Source organism: Streptomyces sp. NPDC044106, from assembly GCF_056433985.1.
In genome coordinates this window covers 85,110-104,991 of record NZ_JBWKFZ010000016.1, presented here as the reverse complement: position 1 = coordinate 104,991, position 19,882 = coordinate 85,110, and the positions used below count along the sequence as shown (strand labels likewise).

Below are 19,882 nucleotides of genomic sequence, written 5' to 3'. Positions count from 1 at the left end.
TTGTGGCGCGCTACCGGCCGGGCGCCCGCAGACTGGTCGCACCCGTCAACTGGAGGCGCATTCATGTCGCAACGTCAGCCGAGCCCGTCACCCCGTCGCCGCAGCGTGCTGCGCGGATCGCTCGCCGTGCCTGCGGCGCTCGCCGTGCCCGCACTGGCCGGGGCGGCGCCCTCACTCGCCCTCTCGGGACGCCCGAAGGCCGACTGGGGCGTGCAGGCGGGGGACGTGAGCGCGCACGCGGGACTGGTGTGGGTACGGTCCGACCGGCCGGCCCGGATGGTCGTGGAGACGTCGGCCACCGAGTCGTTCCGCAACCCGCGGCGCTGGCAAGGACCGCTGCTCGGCCCCGGCACCGACTTCACGGGAACGACGCGACTGCGCGGACTGCCCGCCGGTGAGCAGATCCACTACCGGGTACTGCTCGCCGACCCCGACGACCCCCGGCGGACGGGCGAGCCGGTCTGCGGCACCTTCCGCACCACACCGAAGGCCCGCAAGGAGGACGTGCGCTTCCTGTGGTCGGGCGACATCGCGGGCCAGGGCTGGGGCATCAACCCCGACCGCGGCGGCTACCGCGTCTTCGACGAGATGCGCCGCCGGGACCCGGACTTCTTCCTGTGCAGCGGCGACAACATCTACGCCGACAGCCCCATCCTGCCGAGCGTCACGCTGCCCGACGGCTCCGTGTGGCGGAACATCACGACTGAGGAGAAGTCCAAGGTCGCCGAGTCCCTCGCGGAGTTCCGGGGCGCGTTCCGCTACAACCTGCTCGACGAGAACCTGCGGCGGTTCAACGCGCAGGTGCCGTCCATCGTCCAGTGGGACGACCACGAGGTGCACAACAACTGGTACCCGGGCCAGATCCTGGACGACGCGCGGTACACGGAGAAGAACGTGGACGCCCTGGCCGGGCGCTCGCTGCGCGCGTTCAGCGAGTACTTTCCCGTGTCCACACTGGCGCCGGGCGACGAGGAAGGACGGGTGTACCGGGTGCTGCGGCACGGCCCGCTCCTCGACGTGTTCGTCCTGGACATGCGCACCTACCGCAACGCCAACTCGCCGGGCAGGCAGCCCGACGACACCACCGGCATCCTCGGCGCCCGGCAGCTGGCCTGGCTCAAGCGCGAGTTGTCCCGGTCGCGGGCCGTCTGGAAGGTCATCGCCTCCGACATGCCGCTCGGCCTCGTCGTACCGGACGGCCGGGCCAACTTCGAGGCCGTGGCGCAGGGCGACCCCGGGGCCCCGCTCGGCCGCGAGCTGCAGATCGCCGAACTTCTGCGGCACATCAAGCACCGCAAGATCACCGGCACCCTGTGGCTCACCGCCGACGTGCACTACACCTCCGCGCAGCACTACGACCCGTCGCGGGCGGCCTTCAAGGACTTCGCACCCTTCTGGGAGTTCGTCTCCGGGCCGCTGGCCGCCGGCGGCTTCGCCGCGACGAAGCTCGACGGGACGTTCGGCCCCGAGCAGAAGTTCATCAAGGCCCCGAACCGGGCGAACACCTCACCCGCCGAGACCCCGCAGTACTTCGGCGAGGTCGACATCGACGGCGGCAGCGGCGAGCTGACGGTGCGACTGCGACAGGAGGGCGGCGGCGTGCTGTTCACCCAGGTGCTGCGGCCGGGCCGGGTGGGACAGTAGCTCGGGAGAGTAGCCCGGGACAGTGGCCGGGAGGCAGTGGCGGGGGCGGTGGCGGCACTCACGGCAGCGCGGGTGAAAACGCCGCCAAAAGGGTCAGATGGCCTCTTTACCCATCGGTCACAGGGCGTTCGCGATCACGCAACACCGGTCCAGCACAGTGTCCGTATGAGAGCTGAGATGTCTGACGTGACACGGACCAAACACGGCCGCCCCGTCCATCAGTGGCGGCGCGACGTGGTGGAGCTGGCGGCGCTGTTCACGGCCGTGGCGGTGGCCGACGCGGTGGCGAACATGGTGGGGCACGGGCCGGACGGGCCGGTCCTCCTGGCCGTATCGGCCGTGGTGCTCGTCGCCACGGTCGGCTTCCACACCTGGTGGGCCCGGCGCCACAACCACGCCCCACCGACAGCGGACGATACCGGCGCCCGGCCGCCCGCCGACGCGGAGCAGGCCGGGCCCCCGACGACCGCCGACCCGGACCCCGCCCCGGAGCCGGGCGCGACCACCCTGTGGCGGATGCGGACGACCGTGCGGGACGAGCCGGGGTCGCTGGCCGCGCTGTGCGTGACGTTCGCCGAGCGCGGCGTGGACATCCTCAGCCTCCAGGCACACCCGCTGGCCGAGGGAACCGTCGACGAGTTCCTGCTGCGCGCTCCCGCGGAGCTGTCCGGCACCGAGATCACCCGGTCGATCGCCCGGGCGGGCGGCGCGGGCACCTGGATCGAGCGCGCCGACGCCCACGACCTGGTGGACGCGCCCACCCGCATCCTCGGCCTGGCCACCCGCACCGCGCTCGACGCGGCCGAACTCCCGCTTGCCTTGCGGCAGTTGCTTGGCCGCTGCACCATCCGCTCGCTGCCCGCCGCGTCGCGCCCAGCCGCGTCGCGCTCAGCCGACGCGCAGCCCGGTCCCCGCGGGGACGGGGCCGCCGCCAAGGAGGCCGCCCCGGTCGACGGCGTACTCGAAGGCACGGTGCTGCGCCTGAACGGGCCCGACGGTGAGACCATCACCGTGGAGCGGCCCTACCTGCCGTTCACCCCCACGGAGTTCGCCCGCGCGCGGGCCCTGGTGGAGCTCGACACCCGGCTCGGCCCGCGCATCCCGCGCAGCCAGGACGTCCTGACGCTCCCGGAGGGCAACTCCATCACCGTGCGGCGCGCAGGCACGGCCGACATCGAGGCCGCCAAGGCCATGCACGAGCGCTGCTCCCCGCGCACCCTCGACATGCGCTACCACGGCCCGGTGCACGACGCCGACCGCTACCTCAACCACCTGCTCAGCCCGCGGTTCGGCCGCACACTCGCGGTGCGGACCGCGTCCGACCGGATCATCGGCATCGGCCATCTCCTCTGGGACGGCGACGAGACCGAGGTCGCGCTCCTCGTCGAGGACGACTGGCAGCGCCGCGGCATCGGGAGCCAGCTCCTTTGCCGCCTGGTGACGATGGCGGTCGAGGCCGGCTGCGAAAGCGTGTACGCGGTGACGCAGGCGTCCAACACCGGGATGGTGGCCGCGATGCGCGGGCTCGGCCTGCCGCTCGACTACCAGATCGAGGAGGGCACGCTGGTGATCACCGCCCGCCTGGAGGCGACGCCGGTCAGTTCGCTGCTGCCGTACGACCACGCACGGCGTCCCGACGGCCGTGTCGGGCAGCACCGGGGCTGACCGCCGACGGGACGGGCACGGCGTGGGCGACGGCCTGGACCGGTCCGAGCGCCTGGTCCAGGTCGCGCCACAGGTCCTCGACGTCCTCCAGGCCGCAGGACATGCGCAGCAGACGGTCGCTCACGCCGGACGAGCGCCGGTCGTCGGCGTCCACCACGCGGTGGCTGATGGACGCCGGGTGCTGGATGAGCGAGTCGACACTGCCGAGACTCACCGCCGGGGTGATCAGCCGTACTCCGGCAATCACCTCGTGCGGGTCGCCGTGCACTTCGAAGGCGACCATGGCGCCGCCCAGGCGCGGGTAGTGCACGCGGGCCACCCGCGGGTCGCCGGCCAGGCGGCCCGCCAGTTCCGCCGCGGTGGCCGAGGCGGCGCGCACCCGGACCGGCAGCGTCGCGAGACCGCGCAGCAGCAGATACCCGGCGAGCGGATGCAGCACCCCACCCGTGGCGAACCGCACCTGGCGCAGCCCCCTGGCGAACTCCTCGTCGCACGCGACGACTCCGCCGAGGACGTCGCCGTGTCCGCCCAGGTACTTCGTGGCGCTGTGCAGCACCAGGCGGGCACCGCTCTCGGCGGGCCGCTGCAGTACGGGCGTCGCGAAGGTGTTGTCGGCGAGCAGCGGGACCGCGCCGCAGGCGCCGGCGACCTCCGTCAGGTCGAGTTCGGCGAGGGTGGGATTGGCGGGCGTCTCGACCATCACCAGGCCGGTCTCCGGGCGGATGGCGTCGGCGATGCCGTCCGGGTCCACCCAGGTCACGTCGGTGCCGACCAGGCCCGCGGTGAGCAGGTGGTCGCTGCAGCCGTACAGCGGCCTGACGGCCACGACGTGGCGGAGGCGGGCGGCGCCCCGCATCAGGAGGACCGCGGTCAGCGCCGCCATGCCGCTCGCGAACGCGACCGCGCTCTCGGTCCCTTCGAGCCGGGCCAGGGCCGTCTCGAAACGGGCGACGGTGGGGTTGCCGAGGCGGGCGTAGACCGGCGGTCCCTCGTCGACGGTCCCGTCGGCGGCGAAGGCGTCGATGCGGGCGGCCTCGGCCCTGCTGTCCCGTGAGGGGTAGGTCGTGGAGAGGTCGATCGGCGGGGCGTGCAGGCCGAGCCCGGCCAGATCGTCCCGCCCCGCGTGCACGGCCTCGGTGGCCAGGGCGCGCTGCGCGGACGGGGTGCCGACTGCGGTCTTGTGCGGGGCTTTCCCGGTGTTCGCTGCCATGCCCGACAGGCTGAACATCCGCCGGGGAGCGGTGTCAGAGGGCCGTGCTACGTTCGGCCGATGGCCGATTCCGTCACACTGGACCCGGTGGACCTCCATATACTGCGCCTGCTGCAGAACGACGCCCGGACCACTTACCGCGATCTCGCGGCCCAGGTCGGTGTCGCGCCGTCCACGTGTCTGGACCGCGTGACGCGGCTGCGGCGTTCGGGAGTGATTCTCGGACATCAGCTGCGGCTCGACCCTGCGAAGCTCGGCCGTGGACTTCAAGCGCTCCTCTCCGTGCAGGTCCGGCCGCACCGCAGGGATCTGGTGGGCCCCTTCGTGGAGCGCGTCAGGGCGCTCCCCGAGTCGCTGTCCCTGTTCCACCTCACGGGGCCCGAGGACTTCTTGGTGCACGTGGCGGTGGCGGGGCCCGCAGATCTTCAGCGGCTCGTTCTCGACGAGTTCACCGCACGGCGGGAAGTGGCGCGCGTGGAGACACGGTTGATCTTCCAGCAGTGGGCGTGCGGTCCGTTGCTGCCGCCCGACGCCGCGACCGAGAGCCCGCAGGATCCGTCCGCCAAATTATGATGACGCCGGCCCCTCGAACGTACGACGATGTCCGCATGTCAGACACGAAGAACCCGCAGCCGAACACCGGCCCGCTCCCCCGCGCCGTGGCCGACGCCTACGTGGACGAGCTCGTCGCCCTCGACCCCATCACCGGCACCTACCTTGGTGTCAAGGAGAGCCACAGCAGGCTCCCCGACGCCTCCCCCGCCGGCCAGGAAGCCGTCGCCCGCCTGGCGCGCACGACTTTGACGCGGCTGGACGAGGCGGAGCAGCGGCCCGGCGCGGACAGTGAGATAGAACGTCGCTGCGGACGGCTGCTGCGGGAGCGGCTCACCGCGCAGCTTGCCGTCCACGAGGCCGGCGAAGGATTGCGCGCCGTCGGCAACATGCACACGCTTCCGCATCAGGTGCGGGGCATCTTCAACGTGACCCCGGTGGAGACGGAGGAGGACTGGGCGGCGATCGCCGAGCGGCTGCGCGCCGTACCCGCCGCGCTCGACGGCTACCGCGCATCGCTCGAACTCGGCCTGGAGCGCGAGCTGTTCGGCGCACCGCGCCCGACGGCCACCTTCATCGGGCAGCTCACCGAGTGGGTGGGCGAGGCCGGCGGCGGCGCGAGCGGGCGCGGCTGGTTCGAGGACTTCGCGTCGGCCGGTCCCGACTCGCTGCGCGCCGACCTGGACGCCGCCGCGCTGGAGGCCACCGCGTCCGTGGTCGCGCTGCGCGACTGGATGCGGGACGTCTACGCACCCGCTGTCGAGGGCGCCGCCGACATCGTGGGCCGCGACCGCTATGCCCTCCTCTCCCGCGAGTGCAACGGCGCCGACCTGGACCTGGACGAGGCGTACGCGTACGGCTGGTCGGAGTTCCACCGGCTGCTCGCCGAGATGCGGACCGAGGCCGAGAGGGTCCTGCCTGGCGCGGCCACCCCCTGGGTGGCGCTGGCCCATCTGGACGAGCACGGGGCCCACATCGAAGGTGTGGACGAGGTCCGGGTCTGGTTGCAGGAGCTGATGGACGAGGCGATCGACGCCCTCGACGGCTCCCACTTCGAACTCGCCGAACGGGTGCGGAAGGTGGAGTCCCACATCGCCCCGCCCGGCAGCGCGGCCGCCCCCTACTACACGGGCCCCTCCGAGGACTTCTCGCGTCCCGGACGCACCTGGCTGCCGACGATGGGCGACACCCGCTTCCCGGTCTACGACCTCGTCTCCACCTGGTACCACGAGGGTGTGCCCGGCCATCACCTGCAGCTCGCCCAGTGGGCGCACGTCGCGGCGAACCTCTCCCGCTACCAGGCGACCGTCGGCCTGGTCAGCGCCAACGTCGAGGGGTGGGCGCTGTACGCGGAGCGGCTCATGGACGAACTCGGCTTCCTCACCGATCCGGAGCGCAGGCTCGGTTATCTCGACGCCCAGATGATGCGCGCGCTGCGGGTCATCGTGGACATCGGCATGCATCTGGAACTGGAGATCCCGGCGCACTCGCCCTTCCACCCGGGTGAGCGCTGGACGCCGGATCTCGCCCAGGAGTTCTACGACGCGCACTGCAGCAGGCCCACGGAGTACGTGGCCAGCGAGATGACGCGTTACCTGACCATCCCCGGCCAGGCCATCGGCTACAAGCTGGGCGAGCGAGCGTGGCTGCTCGGCCGGGAGAACGCGCGGCGGCGGCACGGCGCCGCGTTCGACGCCAAGGCGTGGCACATGGCCGCGCTCTCGCAGGGCTCGCTGGGCCTCGACGACCTGGTGGACGAGCTGTCGAAGCTGTGACGATCCGGGGCGGTGGGGCGGATGGCAGCGCGGCACGCCTCGCCCACCGCCCCGCCGCCTGCCCGATCGCAGTCAGCGATCGAGGTCAATGACCGAAGTCAACGACGCAAGCGACCTTCCGCCCCTCGCTCCGGCCTCTCAGCAGCCGCAGGGCGCCCCGTCGACCGGCGCCGTCAGCTCGTCCGGGTCGCGCCGCTCGCGCCCCTCCCACGTCTGGAACTCGAAGCCCTCGCGCGCCCAGTACTCGAACCCGCCCAGCATTTCCTTGACGTGGAAGCCGAGTTGGGCCAAGGCGAGCGCCGCGCGGGTCGCGCCGTTGCAGCCGGGACCCCAGCAGTAGGTGACCACGGGCACCGACTTGTCGAGCAGCGCCTCGGCCTGCTCGGGGATCAGGGCGGTGGGCAGGTGGACCGCGCCCGGGATGTGCCCCTGGTCCCAGGACGCGGTGGAGCGGGTGTCGACCACGACGAAGCCCGGATCGCCGTCGGCGGCGAGCGCGGACGCCACATCGGAGACGTCGGCGTGGAAGGCGAGGCTCGCCCCGAAGTACGCGGCGGCCGCGGCCGGGGAGGCCGGCGGGACCCGCAGGACGGGGTTGTCGATCAGCTGGGGGTTCGTGTTGTTCATGGCCAGAAACCTACGGGCGGCGACCGGCAGCCTGAAGGGACGATCCCCGGCGTCTCGACGTCCACGCCGTCGAATCCCCGGCGATGGAAGGAAGAGGCGCCGTATACCTCCGCGGGACAACAGATCAGCCCCAAAGGGAAGTTCCTCTGGGGCTCACTTCTCCCCTTTGGGAATGGTTCGAACCGAAACAAGATTCGCCATGCAGGAAGCCGCAAGATCACACAGGCATCCCCTGCGGCCAGCACCGGCCCCTACGGGCCCGACCCGCCACCCCGCGCCAGGCCCGCACACCTTCCGGAGTGACGCCATCCGGACAGCGGCTCCCGACCTCTTGCGCCGCCGACGCCTCCTCTGCCAGATTCTCCCCCAGCCAGAAATGGCATGCTCGCGACAGGGGATACCCGCCCCCTGCCCGCGCAGCTACTGCATACCTATGCAGTGCCGTCCTCATCCAGGACGTTCCATCCCCACACAATGGAGACGAACGTGCGAATATCCAGACTCGTCCCCGCGCTCGCAGCCACCGCACTCGCCGTGCTGGGGCTGGCCCCCACGGCGGCGGCCCAGAGTGCGGCGCGCGCGGACGCGCCCACCATGGCGTCCGTCGATTCCTCCCGGCCGATCATCGGCGGCGGCTACGCGAGCAACGCGCCCTGGGCGGCCAGGCTCTTCTCCAACGGCCAGCAGACGTGCAGCTCCACGATCATCGCCCCGACCTGGATCCTCACCGCGAAGCACTGCGTCAGCGGCGGGGGCCTCTCGTTCCGCATCGGCAGCCTCGACCAGACGTCCGGCGGCACCACGGCCAACGGAGTCGGCGTGCAGACCCACCCGAGCGCGGACCTCGCCCTCGTCCGCCTCGACCGCTCCGTGCCGGGCACCTACGCGCGCCTGGGCACCCCCGGCTCCGTCACCGTGGGCCAGACCGTGCAGGTGTACGGCTGGGGTGCGACCTCCCAGTGCGGCCAGGAGATCAACTGCCAGTCCCGACTCCTGAAGGTCGCCGACGTCGTCGTGACGGGCGGCTGCCGCGACGCCTACCAGGGACAGGCCATCTGCGCCCGGCGCGGCAACGGCATCACCGCGGGCGGCGACTCGGGCGGTCCGATGATGGGCAACGGCGTGCAGGTCGGCGTCGCCTCCACCAGTGACCGCCAGACCACCACCGCGTACACGAACGTGACGGCGTACCGCTCCTGGATCCAGAGCATCGCGGGCGTCTGACACATCGTTCGCCCCGGCAGCGTCGCTCCGCCCCGCATCTGCCCCGCACGGAGTCCCCGGCCCCCTCTTGATCGGCCGGGGATTTCCCTGTTATCTCTCCGCTATGACCGGTTATTCCACGGACGCCACCGACTGGCGCATACTCGAAGTCCTCCAGCGCGAGGGCCGCGCCAGCTACGCCGAACTGGCGCGCGCCGTCTCGATGTCCGCGAGCGCCGTCACCGAGCGCGTGCGGCGCCTGGAGGAGGCGGGCGTCATCCAGGGGTACGCGGCCGTGGTCGACCCGGAACGCCTGGGGCTCCCCATCCTCGCCTTCGTCCGGCTGAGGTACCCCAACGGCAACTACAAGCCCTTCCACGACCTGCTCGACGCAACCCCCGAGATCCTTGAGGCACACCACGTCACGGGCGACGACTGCTTCGTCATCAAGGTCACCGCACGCTCGATGCAGCACCTGGAGGAGGTCTCGGGGAGGATCGGCGCGCTGGGTTCGGTGACGACGAGCGTCGTCTACTCCTCGCCCCTGCCGCGCCGCCCACTGGGACGCTGACCTCGGCGGTTCAGACCGCACCCGCTGCCGCACGGCCGCCCCGGCGCACCCCTTCACAACCAAACTGAGGCAACAAGCTGGTGTAAATGTCAGCTGTCGGTGGGCGATTACTCAGTCGAAGGGGCCGACCGTGACCTGGAGGGCCAACTTGCCGTCCTCCTTGTGGATCTGGGCGAAGAGGACGGATGGTTCGGTGTAGTCGTCCTTGAGGTCGACGGCCAAGATGCAGCCGGATTCCGCGGTCATGCATGTGGCGTCCACTCCGGGCATCCCGACCGTTGAGACGCCCGGGACCGCCTTCAGCCAGCGCCCGATCACATCCTTTTGTCCTGAGCTCGGTGCGCCAGTAACGGGACCTCCCAGGTAGACGATTCGCGCCCGGTCCCCGTCGACACGGGTTTTGGATTTCACGGTGTAGTCCGGCGGATGGCCCATGGCTTCGGCTGCCTGAAGATTCTCCCGGTAAGCATCGTTATCCCCCTGACTGGGGATCAGTAGCGCGGACGCCACCGCGGCCAGCACTGCCGCGCTGATCCACGCGACCCGACGGGCTACCCGACGGCGGCCTACGACGGGCGGTCCCGCAGGCGCCGCGGGCCGACCCGCCGGACCTGCCGACGGTATGGCGGGTGGGTGCGCGGGGGCCGTGGGCCAATGGGACACGTCTGCGGTCGGCGTGTGAGGGGTCGGCGGCGCGGCGGCCACCTGATCCAGCTGGGCCTGCAGCTGCTGCACGGTCAGACGCCCAGCCGGTTCTTTGCGGAGCAGGCCTTCCAGCACGGGAGCGAGGGGCCCAGCCTGCACGGCAGGGGCAGGTTCCTCGGTCACGACGGCGACCAGCACGGCGCTCGGGGCCGTCCCCGCGAAGGGCGGGCGCCCCTCCACGGCGGTGTAGAGAGTGGCCCCCAGTGACCAGAGGTCGGACGCGGCGGTGGCCGGAAGACCCCGCACCTGCTCCGGGGCCATGAACGCGGGTGTGCCCATGATCATTCCGGTGGCCGTGAGGGTGGCGTCGCCCTCCAGGGCCGCAATCCCGAAGTCCGTCAGGACGGCCCGCCCGTCCTCGATCAGGATGTTGGCGGGCTTGATGTCCCGATGGGTGATGCCTCTCTGGTGCGCGGCGCTCAGCGCGGCGGCCACCTGTCGCCCGATGTCGACAGCGTGCTGCGGTGCCAGGGGACCCTGCTGGCGCAACAGGTCGTCCAGTGACCCCCCAGTCACCAACTCCATGACGATCCACGGCCGCCCGTCCGCACCGGCGATCCGGTCGTAGACGGTCACGATGCCTGGATGCTTCAGCCGCGCGGCCGCCCGCGCCTCGCGTTCCAGCCGGGCAATCCAATTGGCCCGCTCCTCGGCCCCCAGGTGCTCAGGCAGGCGCAGCTCTTTCACGGCCACGTCCCGCCCCAACTGCTCGTCGTAGGCACGCCAGACCGCGCCCATCCCGCCTTGACCGAGCACATCAGTCAGCCGGTATCTGTCCGCGAGGAGTTGCCCGTGATCGCCGTCCACGGACGGAATATATCCGGGCGACCTCGCAGGACGGCTACTGGCCCAACTCCATGAATCAGGCGACTTCTTGCCCCGGCCTGCAAGGGGATCACGGAACGACCACGTACCGGACGGCCTTCTACGAGCGTCTGTCCACGCGAGCAGATGCGCTCTTCAAGCCAGCCACCGCCTCGCTACGTGCGGACGACCCGACCCGGGCGCCGCCGAGCGACTGGCGTCCACCGCCCGTGCGCCACCCGAGACTTCTCAGTTCTGATCAGGCAACTGCCCGCCCTGCCTCCACGCCCACGTCGGCCTTGCCAGGCGCGGAGGTGCTGGGCGTGACAAAGGCAGGGAAGCTCGTGCCCTTGATATTGCCGCCGTTCAGGGTGACGGACGTCGGCTTGTTCGCCACGGGAGTGATGGTGGCCGTGCCCATGAACACGTTGTCCACCCGCACCACGCCGGCCGCGTGCATTGCCGCCGCGGACACCGATGCCGAGCCCTTGGTCAGGGAAACACTGCCGCTGCCCGGCCCGGACCGCACATGCACGGAGCTCTTGCCGAGGAAGACGCAGATCGCGGTCTCGCAGGCGGCGAAGGCCGCTTCGGGGCGGGTGGCGAAGCCTGAATATGAGCTGATCGGATCGAAGGTGTGGCTGCTGGAGTCCGTGCTCGCCCACGCTCCGCAGGCGATGGAGAACTCACGCAACAAGATCTGGGTTCTTCGTGACGAGGTCGTCGAAGCCCCAAAGGAGGGCTGGTATGGCGGTCCGGGATCGTTCTTCTCGCAGCGGGGGAACAAGGGGAAGCTGGAGTCTTGATGGCTAGCTGATGGATCGCCCACCCTGGCGCGCCTGCGCGGCCCGGCGTGAGCACTCCGTCCAGCCTTAGGAGTCACGTTCGGCTGACGGCAGCAGGGGGCTCTCAAGCAGCCTGTCTCGCCCACACGCGTCTGCGAGTACGGTTCTCAACCGGGCCCTCTCCCCTGTCTGACGGATCTGGTCTAGCAGTCATCATCGCCAGGGGAGGAAGACATGCACGGTCTTGCCCTCGCTGTTCGGCACGGTGACGGTCTGCTCGGCCAGGGTGTTGATCAGGTGCCATCCAATGCCGCCCCGACCGGTGAGATCGGGCGGACGGGGCTTCGGAGCTGTGGGGTTGGTATCAGTGAGGGCGATCTCGACAGTGTCGGCCACTGCGCACATACGGAGGCTGAAGGGGCCGGGCGCATAGGTGAAGGCGTTCGAGGTCAGCTCGGTGATCACCAGAAGCACATCGTCGTACGCCTCCGGTGAGGTCGGTGGCTTCACCAGTTGCAGGCGGCGAAGAAGGGTGGCTGCGCACTCGCGCGCTTCGGTCACATCGCTCAGTTCGCCCTCGAAAGTCCATGTCTCTTGGATGGCCAAGCTGCTCGGGCTGACGTCGCCTTGTAGATGTTTCCGGTAGGCGTCCATGGCCGTCTCCCTTTTGCTCGTGAGGCTCCGAAGGGCTGTTGTACGGGTTTCCGATCTCGGAGCCACCATGTCTGTCTTCCGGCTATTGCGCGGACCAGGCGGCGTTGGACGCCTCTCAGGACCTGAGCAGAGCGAGGGCGGCGTCGACAGTGAGCTCTCTCCACTCTCCCGCTGACGTGAGGCATGACAGGGTCTCGCAGTGTGGCCTGGGAAGCAGCAGAGGAATCAGGTGCCCAGGGGTGTTCGGTAGGGTTCTCGGGGTGCTGACCGTTCGGTCGGCGCCTCCTGGGGGGGATGACGAGACGAGGAACATGCCGGAACAAGCGAGCCCGCCTGCCATAACAGCGAACGCTCCTGCGGCCACGTCGGCCGAGGCGGCGCGGATGGCGGCAGTGCGCCGTTACGACATCCTCGACACCCCTCCGGACGGCGCCTACGACCGGGTCGCGGCGCTGGCCGCACGGCTGTTCGAGGTGCCGGTGGCGACGGTGACGATCGTGGACGAGGACCGGATCTGGTTCAAAGCCACCCACGGCTTGGAAGGCGTCACCGAGATCGGCCGCGACCCGGGCCTGTGCGCATCGGCAGTGCTCACCGATGACACCACCGTCATCCCCGACACCCTGCTGGACCCGGTCGCCTGCTCCAACCCGCTGGTAGCCGGCCCGATGGGGGTGCGGTTCTACGCCGCCGCTCCGATCATCACAGCCGATGGGTACCGGCTGGGTACGGTCAACGTCCTCGACACCCGTCCCCGCGCACTGGACGAGGCTGACGCAGCCACGCTGGCGGACCTGGCCGCAGTGGTGCGCGACCAGCTGGAGCTGCGGCTGTCGGCTCTGCACGTGGTGCGCGCCGAGCAGGAGCGCCGCAAAGTAGAGGAGGACAAGCGCCAGGCGGAGGCCGAGGCCCGGCGGCGTGCGGAGCGGGACAAGGCGGCCATCGCCACGTTCGCCTCCACTTTGCAGCGCACCCTGGTGCCTCCCGCGTTGCCCGCGGTGCCGGGCCTGGAGTTGGCCTGCCATTACAAGACCGCCTCTCCGCAGGAAGTGGGCGGCGACTTCTACGACGTCTTTCCCGTCGGCGGTGGCCGGTGGGCGTTCTTCCTCGGAGATGTCTGCGGCAAGGGTGCCGAAGCCGCCTCGGTCACCTCACTGACCCGCTACACGCTGCGGGCCGCAGCTCTCGTTGACGCGGACCCCACCGCCGCACTCAAAGCCCTGAACACCGCGCTGCTGCTGGACGCGGCGGTCGGCACCCGCTTCTGCACCGCCGTCTTCGGCCTGCTCGATCCCGCCCGGGACGGCGGTTTCACGGTCACCCTGGCCACCGGTGGCCACCCACCCGCCTACCATCTCAGTCCCGCCGAGAGCGGCGGCGTACAGGCGAAGGCGGTTCGGGCCAAGGGCGGCATGCTGGTCGGCGCGTTCGCCGAAGCTGCCTTCGCCTCACGCACCCTGCGCCTGGCACCCGGCGAGGGACTGCTGTTGTACACCGACGGACTGACCGAGGCCCGCACCGCCGACGGCCACATGCTCGCTGACACTGGCCTGACCGACTTCCTGGCCCAGCGGCCGACGCCGGTCAGCGCCGGCACGCTGATCGAGGACACCGTCGCACTCCTGGACACCCTTCCCGACACCGAACGTGACGACGTGGCCCTGCTGGCTCTCTCCGTACCCACCGCGGACACCGCTCCCACCGGCATCACCACCACCGCTCACAGCGCCGCCCCGACCGCCGACGTCTCCGTCGGACAGGAGAACCGACACCCATGACCGTTCCCTTCCACATCGATGTTCCGCACACCGACGGCGCTCGGGCCGTGATCACGCTGTCCGGCGAGTTCGACATCGCCGCCGCACCCGCCGTGCGAGCCCGCGCCCTCGAACTCATCGCGGACGGACACCCCAACCTGATCGCCGACCTGGCAGGCGTCACCTTCTGCGACTCCTCAGGCCTGGGCGCCCTGATCGGTATCTGGCGCTGCGCCAAGGAGGCCGACGGCTCCCTGGCTCTGGCAGCGATCCCCGACCGATTGAGCCGCTTGCTCAACGTCACCGGGATGGACACCATCCTGTCGGCCCACGCCAGCGTCGAAGCCGCGATCTCCACACAGCAGGACAACCGCACGACGGCCTGAAATGGCCGAGGGTATTCCTGGACACGTGTCCGATGCCGCTGCTCCATGCGGGGGTGACAGGGCACGATCCGGTAGCGGGGATCTGCGACCTCACCCTCCGCCCCACTGTCGTACGCTCGACCCGGCGCGCCCCAGGACCTCGTCCAGGGTCTGTTCGTCCAGGCTGCCGAAGCCCTCGTCGATGAAGAGGCGGTCGCGAGTTCGACAACTGTGAGCGCGACCCATCTGATCAGGCAAAACAGGGAAGAAAAGAGCCCCTTTGGTCGTTTCGGGGCTCTTGCTCATGATGGGGGGACGTGCGGGGGACAACGCGCTCAAGCAGCGTTCTGTGCCTGGTCCCCCCGTCATCGTGTACTACGGCTCCTCCACGAGCGAGACGAACTCCCCGAAGTGCCGCTCGTGGGAAGGCCGCCCGGCGAGCACCTCCAGGAGCAGCCGCCGCCAGGGCCGCGCGCGACGGGCCCGTACTCCTGGTGCAGCCACAGCTGGTAGGTGTGCAGGCCCCCGGCCTCCGCGATGGCTCCCACCCCGCCGTCCGCTCTCGGCTCGGGTCCAGGAACGCGCATGCCGCGCTCCCTCTGCGCGTGATGCGGCAGATGCCTACGACGCGGCTCCCTTGGCGTCCACCACGCCGCCGATGACCAGCAGGATGACGGGGAAGATGATCAACAGGAAAGCCATGGTCCAGCCCATCTTCGCCGTTGTCCTGATCGCGACCTTCCGGCAGAGCAGGGCCACGGGCACCAGGTAGAGGAACGCGGCGAAGAAGGCCAAGTACAGAAAGCCCATGAGGATTTCTCCCTAGACGTGCGGAGGGGGGACGGGCCGGCCGGTGCGGGCCGGTCCGTCTCCCCTCTTCGTGCATCGGATCAGTCGGTGGTCATGCGCTCACTCACCCACTCCGGGTCACCGGGTGAGGTTCTCGGTGAACTTGTTCGCCGGCTCGTCACAGTGCACCACACTGCCGGGACGGTTCCCCGGCCCGTCCCCGAGCAACGGAACGGGGGCGTCCACGCCCCACGGATTGCCGCCGCTGCCCCGGTGGTAGGCGGAGCAGGAGGCGTAGGCGTTGCCGTTCGGCGCGGTGGCGGGGAAGTTGGAGAAGTTCCGCCAGTCGCCGCCGCTGATGCGGTGGTTCGACTTCCGGCCGAGGTTGTCGGTCAGCCGGTCATCCACGTACAGATAGAGGTCCGGCATGTACGACTGGAAGACGATGCCGTCGGACGGGTTGGCGTCCCTGTTCTTCTGCAGGTGGGTCGGCTTCACGGAGCCGTCGGCGCAGAAGGCCGCGGCGATGTCCTGCCAGATCGGCGGGGCGTTGCCGATCATGGAGCCGAACATGTTGTTGTTCCACTTCCCGGTGTTCTTGAAGAACATCGAGTAGACGTCCCCGGCGAACCGCCGCACGGTGTGGTTGGTCTCCAGGTCGTTGTTGACCTGGTCCACCCACGCCTTGACGTTGTCGTTGACGGACTTGTGGCCGATCATCGCCCGGTAGCCGTGCACACCGCCGCCGACCCCGCGGAAGTCGACGCACTGCTTGGCGTCGTCCAGACGTGCGCCGCGGAAGTGCGGGAAGTACGCCTGACCAGGGGTGTCACCGTCCTTGTAGGGGTGGGACGTGTGGACGTTGCCGTACTCGAGCGCGTCCTGTGTGGTGTAGTCGATGTCCGGCGCCGGGATGCCGTAGTCCGCCTCGATCGCCTGCATGATGTCCGTGACGAAGTGCGGCAGGTGGGCGTTGCCGACGCGGGCGCGGTAGTCGGACCCCACGCTGCCGTCGACGATCTTCCCGTCCTCGCCGACCACGAACGTCACGTTCACATCAGACTTGATCTTGTAGCTGTTCGGGTCCGCGTACGCCTTGGACGCGGGCTCGGCCGGGTCGGGCCGCTCGTTGGACATGGCCATCCATCGCGGGATGGAGTGCGTGGGGGCGGAGCCGTCGGCGCGCGGCTTCCAGCCTCCCGCCTTGATCTCCTTGGCCCACTTGTCGGCCGCGTCCCACGTCTTCTGGCCCGTGCACTCGCCGACGGCCTTCGCCGAAGGGCAGCGCGCCTTGGCGGACATGCCGACGGCGTCGGCGCCCTCCGGGTTGTTCCACAGCGGACCGTGGTCGGCGAGGCCGAGACCCCAGTCGTAGAGCGCCTTCATCGACTGCACCGGCGAGTTGATCTCGGTCGACACCGGCCAGTTGGAGTTCAGCTCCTGGTTCGGGTCGAAGATCGCCGCGGCGGTCAGCGAGCGGTGCACGAACTTGCCCTTGATCGGCTTGAACGCCACGGAGTTCCAGGCGATGTCGCGGTCCGCGGTGCCCGTCTTCGTGTAGTTCGTGAGCTTCACCTTCGGCGTGCCCGTGAACTTGTAGGCGCCCAGCGGCACCCACTTGCCGTTGTTCGCGTTCTGGTCGACGACCCGCTCGTAGGGGCCGCCGGACGCGCCGCTGACGACGTACGTCGCGTGCCTGGTCTGCGCCCCGGTGTCGGGGACGTAGGCGTAGACGGCGGCGAGGTCGTACTTCTTGCCCGCCGTCCACTCGCCCTCGATCGTCATCCGGTTGCCGTCGCCGCCGAGGTGGTCCTCGTTACGGGTGTGGGTGTACCAGAAGTGGCCGCCGTGGCCGCCGCCGATGGAGTGCAGATCGGCCTTGGCCTCGTAGTGCTTGTCCCAGTCAGGATGGAAGGTGAACTGGAACGAGCCCGTCGAGGACGCCTTGCCGCAAGTGGACCAGGTCGGCGTTCCGTTGGGTACGGAGGCGACGACGTCGGAGCCCGCGGGGGCGCCCCCGCACACCGGGTCGCCGTTCTTCAGCCGGTAGCCGCGGCCCGGCTCGGAGCGCAGCGTGACGTACTTGATGCTCTCGTGCCCGCACGTCTGGTCGCAGTCGGGCTTCCACACCGCCTTCTCCTGCGTCCACCAGAACTGCCGGTAGCAGGCCTCGTCCGGGCAGTCGACCGGGTTGGCCGGGTCGCAGTTGTTCTTCTTGTTGCAGAACGTGTCCAGCGGCGGGCTGACGCGGGAACGGTCGGCGATGCTCGCCCACCACGCGGGACTGAACCCGGCGGTGTTGAAGCCGGACTCGCCCTTCCAGTCCTGCTTGCCGTCCGTGCCGTAGGAGAAGCCGGTGTCGATGGACCAGGCGGACCAGCCCATCACCTTCTCCTCGTACGGCCAGTCCTGCGGGTGCGCCGCGTCACGGATGTTGTTCGCGTTGAGGCTGACATCCATGAACGGGTGGTCCCAGGCACCCTTCTTGTACATGGGGTTGGCCGGGTTGTTGTACCAGCCGAGGCCCCAGTGTCCGCCGTTCTTGCCCGACTCCGACTTGGGGTTGAAGCCGAGGTTGTAGTTCCAGGCGGCGGTGAACCAGTTCTCCATGCGGGACGGATCGTCGTTGTTGACCGTGATCTTCTGCCCGTCCTTGTGCACCTCGTTCCACTTGTCGGCGAGGATCTTCATGGAGGCGGCGATGTTGGTCGCGTAGTCGACCGCGATGACCTTCTGCAGCTTCGGGTCGAGGCTCGTCTCGTCCTTCTTCTCGTGACCCTTCAGGCGCATGCCGTCGGTGACCTGGCCGACGCCGTAACCGCAGTCGGACTTGTCCCAGTTGATGCGCCAGTAGCCGAGGAGCGTGTCCTTCGCCTTGTGACCGTAGTAGCCGTCCACGGCGGCGAGCGGATTGCCCATCTGGCCGGGGATCGCGCCGGACTCGGCCTGCCACAGGTTGGACTCCTGTGCCAGGATGCCGAGGAGCACGCTCGCCGGGATCCGGCCGCCCCCGTTCAGCTTCGGCAGCGGGAACAGGCCCTGCGGGTCGATCGTGCCGAGCCCCGCCTGGCCCCGGTAGTCGCCCTGGCGGATCCACTTGGCGCGCAGCTCACCGCGTACGGCCATGTCCACCGCCCACTCCACCTGGTTCGGCGTCGGCTGCAACGCCTGGGCGCTCATGTCGTTGCGCGAGACGGAGCACCAGCGGTCGGTGTCGACGGGATCGTGCGAGACGGGCGCGGACGCGGCCGCGGTCTTGACGGCCGAGGCGCGGGTCAGCGTGCGCGGCCTGCTGTCGCCGGTCAGGGCGGGGGAGAGTCCCGCGGTGGTGCGCGGCTGCGCCGACTCGACCCGCTGCTCGACCTTCTCGCCGGTGGTCGTCGCGGTCGACGTCACCGTGATGGTGGTCTCGTCGTCCGCGGTGCCCGGGGCCCGGCCGGAGCGCGCACGCACGCCCGCCTGGGGCTCGTTCGCCTTGTCGAAGCCCTTGCCCGCGCCCTTGATGCGTGTCAGTCCGGCGCGGACGCCGGGGGTGAGAACGGGCTCGACGGCGAGCCGGCCGTGCGAGGAGAGGTCGGTGTCGGCGGGCGCGTCGACCCGGGTGACCCCGCTGTCCCGCAGTCGTACGTCCTTGGCCTCGCCGGTCAGGAAGGTGCGGCCCCGCGCGCCGGGTTCGAGGCCGAGGTCGCCGAGGCGGCCGGTGGCGATGGTGCGGGGCTCGCCGTGCCCGTCGTACACCTTCGCCTGCGCCGTCTTCGTGCCCTTGCGGTCCACGAAGCCGACGCGGTCGCCGCCCATGGGGCGGATGTCGAAGGGGACGCTGTCGCCCTCGGCGACCTTGCGGATCTCGCCCTTGCCGTCGACGTGGACGAGGTCGCGGCCAAGACCGGCGACCACACCGTCCTTCACGGGCGCCGCCGACGACACCTGGCCGCGCAGCTCACCGGTCTTGGCGATGGCCCTGCCCGCCGTGTCCACCGTGATCACCTGCGTCTTGACCTGCGACACGTCGTTCATGTCGCGGTACTGGGTGAAGGCCGCGGTGTGCGTGGTGGTGTTACAGGTGGGGTCGAAGTAGGCGAGGGTGCCGGTGAACGGCAGCTTCGTCACGTCCCCCGTCCTCGTGTTCACGATCGCGGTGAACGCGCCGCCCTGCATCAGGTCCGGCTTGTTGGTGAACGCGCGAGGCGCGTACACGGCGGCGACATGGGAGTCGTCCATGACGCACTGGTTGCCGATCCACGAATCGGCGGGCATTCCGGGCTCGTTGAGGACGGCGGCGGTCTTCCACGCGTACGCCTCGTCCGACGCGGCGGCGAGGATGCGCAGCCCCTCGGAGTCGGCGGCGGCGGTGACGGCCCGGTCCTTCGAGGTGTCCCAGTCCTTGCCGAGCTTCTCGTCGGGGTCGGCGACGGCACCCGAACCGGGTCCGTCTCCGGCCGACTTCGGCTGGGAAGTGACGGTCGTGCCGTCGGGCGCGGCGTGGGCCGTGCCGGTCTGGATCAGCCCGGCCAGGACCGCGGCGGCCGCGAGGCCCGCGATCCCGGCGCGTGCCGGTCTCCGTATGTGCGATGTCAACTCATGCTCTTCCTCTCACAGTTGGCGCATGGCAAAGCAGCACCGATGGTGTGTTACGGGTCTTCTCCCGTGATGTCGGTGCGTTGCCGGTCAAGCTGTGAGGTGTGGGGGAAATGGGATTGATCATCGTAAGGCGTGGATAAGGGTGGCCGTAAACCGGGTGCCACGACGGACATATGAGGACTCGTCACCGCGTGA

16 protein-coding genes and 1 pseudogene are annotated in these 19,882 nt (G+C 70.0%); 9 read left to right on the top strand and 8 right to left on the bottom strand.

Features of this window, described 5'->3' with window-relative positions; all coding sequences use genetic code 11:
* Nucleotides 1-63 precede the first annotated feature (63 nt).
* Complete coding sequence (locus AC07DI_RS28055) at nt 64-1,644, top strand: alkaline phosphatase D family protein (protein WP_478906792.1); 1,581 nt, start codon at nt 64-66, stop codon at nt 1,642-1,644.
* 177 nt (nt 1,645-1,821) lie between these two features.
* The gene (locus tag AC07DI_RS28050) at nt 1,822-3,309 is read left to right on the top strand and encodes an N-acetyltransferase family protein (protein WP_478906790.1); all 1,488 of its coding nucleotides are present in this window, start codon (nt 1,822-1,824) and stop codon (nt 3,307-3,309) included.
* Here AC07DI_RS28050 and AC07DI_RS28045 read toward each other — a convergent pair.
* The gene (locus AC07DI_RS28045; protein ID WP_478906788.1) at nt 3,242-4,519 is read right to left on the bottom strand and encodes a trans-sulfuration enzyme family protein; all 1,278 of its coding nucleotides are present in this window, start codon (nt 4,517-4,519) and stop codon (nt 3,242-3,244) included. The genes AC07DI_RS28050 and AC07DI_RS28045 overlap by 68 nt on opposite strands.
* A 60-nt stretch (nt 4,520-4,579) precedes the next feature.
* On the opposite strand from AC07DI_RS28045, the gene AC07DI_RS28040 reads away from it, so the two are divergent.
* Both AC07DI_RS28040 and AC07DI_RS28035 read left to right on the top strand, forming a co-directional pair.
* Nucleotides 4,580-5,092, top strand: a complete 513-nt coding sequence (locus AC07DI_RS28040; protein ID WP_478906786.1) for an Lrp/AsnC family transcriptional regulator — start codon at nt 4,580-4,582, stop codon at nt 5,090-5,092.
* A gap of 35 nt (nt 5,093-5,127) precedes the next feature.
* The gene (locus AC07DI_RS28035; RefSeq protein WP_478906784.1) at nt 5,128-6,846 is read left to right on the top strand and encodes a DUF885 domain-containing protein; all 1,719 of its coding nucleotides are present in this window, start codon (nt 5,128-5,130) and stop codon (nt 6,844-6,846) included.
* A gap of 138 nt (nt 6,847-6,984) precedes the next feature.
* On the opposite strand, the gene AC07DI_RS28030 is transcribed toward AC07DI_RS28035, so the two are convergent.
* On the bottom strand, nt 6,985-7,473 hold the full coding sequence (locus AC07DI_RS28030; protein ID WP_478906783.1) for a rhodanese-like domain-containing protein: 489 nt from the start codon (nt 7,471-7,473) through the stop codon (nt 6,985-6,987).
* A 486-nt stretch (nt 7,474-7,959) separates the two neighbouring features.
* Here AC07DI_RS28030 and AC07DI_RS28025 point away from each other — a divergent pair, with 486 nt between their 5' ends.
* Together AC07DI_RS28025 and AC07DI_RS28020 are read left to right on the top strand one after the other, a co-directional pair.
* Nucleotides 7,960-8,697: a S1 family peptidase gene (locus tag AC07DI_RS28025; protein ID WP_384252957.1), complete on the top strand. Its 738-nt coding sequence runs from the start codon at nt 7,960-7,962 to the stop codon at nt 8,695-8,697.
* Between the two features lie 103 nt (nt 8,698-8,800).
* Nucleotides 8,801-9,247 carry an Lrp/AsnC family transcriptional regulator gene (locus tag AC07DI_RS28020; RefSeq protein ID WP_384252960.1) on the top strand — a complete coding sequence of 149 codons (447 nt, stop codon included), beginning with the start codon at nt 8,801-8,803 and terminating at the stop codon, nt 9,245-9,247.
* A 111-nt stretch (nt 9,248-9,358) separates the two neighbouring features.
* Here AC07DI_RS28020 and AC07DI_RS28015 read toward each other — a convergent pair whose 3' ends face one another.
* On the bottom strand, nt 9,359-10,759 hold the full coding sequence (locus AC07DI_RS28015; RefSeq protein ID WP_478906780.1) for a serine/threonine-protein kinase: 1,401 nt from the start codon (nt 10,757-10,759) through the stop codon (nt 9,359-9,361).
* 320 nt (nt 10,760-11,079) lie between these two features.
* Here AC07DI_RS28015 and AC07DI_RS28010 point away from each other — a divergent pair, with 320 nt between their 5' ends.
* Nucleotides 11,080-11,562 (top strand): hypothetical protein, encoded by a 483-nt coding sequence (locus AC07DI_RS28010; RefSeq protein WP_478906778.1) that lies wholly within the window; start codon nt 11,080-11,082, stop codon nt 11,560-11,562.
* Nucleotides 11,563-11,754: 192 nt separating this feature from the next.
* On the opposite strand, the gene AC07DI_RS28005 is transcribed toward AC07DI_RS28010, so the two are convergent.
* Entirely contained in the window at nt 11,755-12,195 is a 441-nt protein-coding gene (locus AC07DI_RS28005) for an ATP-binding protein (protein WP_478906776.1), read from the bottom strand.
* A gap of 383 nt (nt 12,196-12,578) precedes the next feature.
* Here AC07DI_RS28005 and AC07DI_RS28000 point away from each other — a divergent pair, with 383 nt between their 5' ends.
* Together AC07DI_RS28000 and AC07DI_RS27995 are read left to right on the top strand one after the other, a co-directional pair.
* The gene (locus AC07DI_RS28000) at nt 12,579-13,973 is read left to right on the top strand and encodes a PP2C family protein-serine/threonine phosphatase (RefSeq protein WP_478906774.1); all 1,395 of its coding nucleotides are present in this window, start codon (nt 12,579-12,581) and stop codon (nt 13,971-13,973) included.
* On the top strand, nt 13,970-14,338 hold the full coding sequence (locus AC07DI_RS27995; protein ID WP_478906772.1) for an STAS domain-containing protein: 369 nt from the start codon (nt 13,970-13,972) through the stop codon (nt 14,336-14,338). The genes AC07DI_RS28000 and AC07DI_RS27995 overlap by 4 nt, the downstream gene beginning before the upstream one ends.
* Before the next feature lie 90 nt (nt 14,339-14,428).
* On the opposite strand, the pseudogene AC07DI_RS27990 reads toward AC07DI_RS27995, so the two are convergent.
* The 4 genes and pseudogenes from AC07DI_RS27990 to AC07DI_RS27975 all read right to left on the bottom strand — a co-directional run.
* Nucleotides 14,429-14,533: pseudogene (locus tag AC07DI_RS27990) on the bottom strand (SbcC/MukB-like Walker B domain-containing protein); the annotation flags it as partial.
* Between the two features lie 159 nt (nt 14,534-14,692).
* Entirely contained in the window at nt 14,693-14,821 is a 129-nt protein-coding gene (locus tag AC07DI_RS27985) for a hypothetical protein (protein ID WP_384252975.1), read from the bottom strand.
* Between the two features lie 117 nt (nt 14,822-14,938).
* Nucleotides 14,939-15,127 (bottom strand): hypothetical protein, encoded by a 189-nt coding sequence (locus AC07DI_RS27980; RefSeq protein WP_478906770.1) that lies wholly within the window; start codon nt 15,125-15,127, stop codon nt 14,939-14,941.
* Between the two features lie 117 nt (nt 15,128-15,244).
* Nucleotides 15,245-19,684, bottom strand: coding sequence for a golvesin C-terminal-like domain-containing protein (locus tag AC07DI_RS27975; RefSeq protein ID WP_478906768.1), 4,440 nt, complete (start codon nt 19,682-19,684; stop codon nt 15,245-15,247).
* Nucleotides 19,685-19,882: the final 198 nt, after the last annotated feature.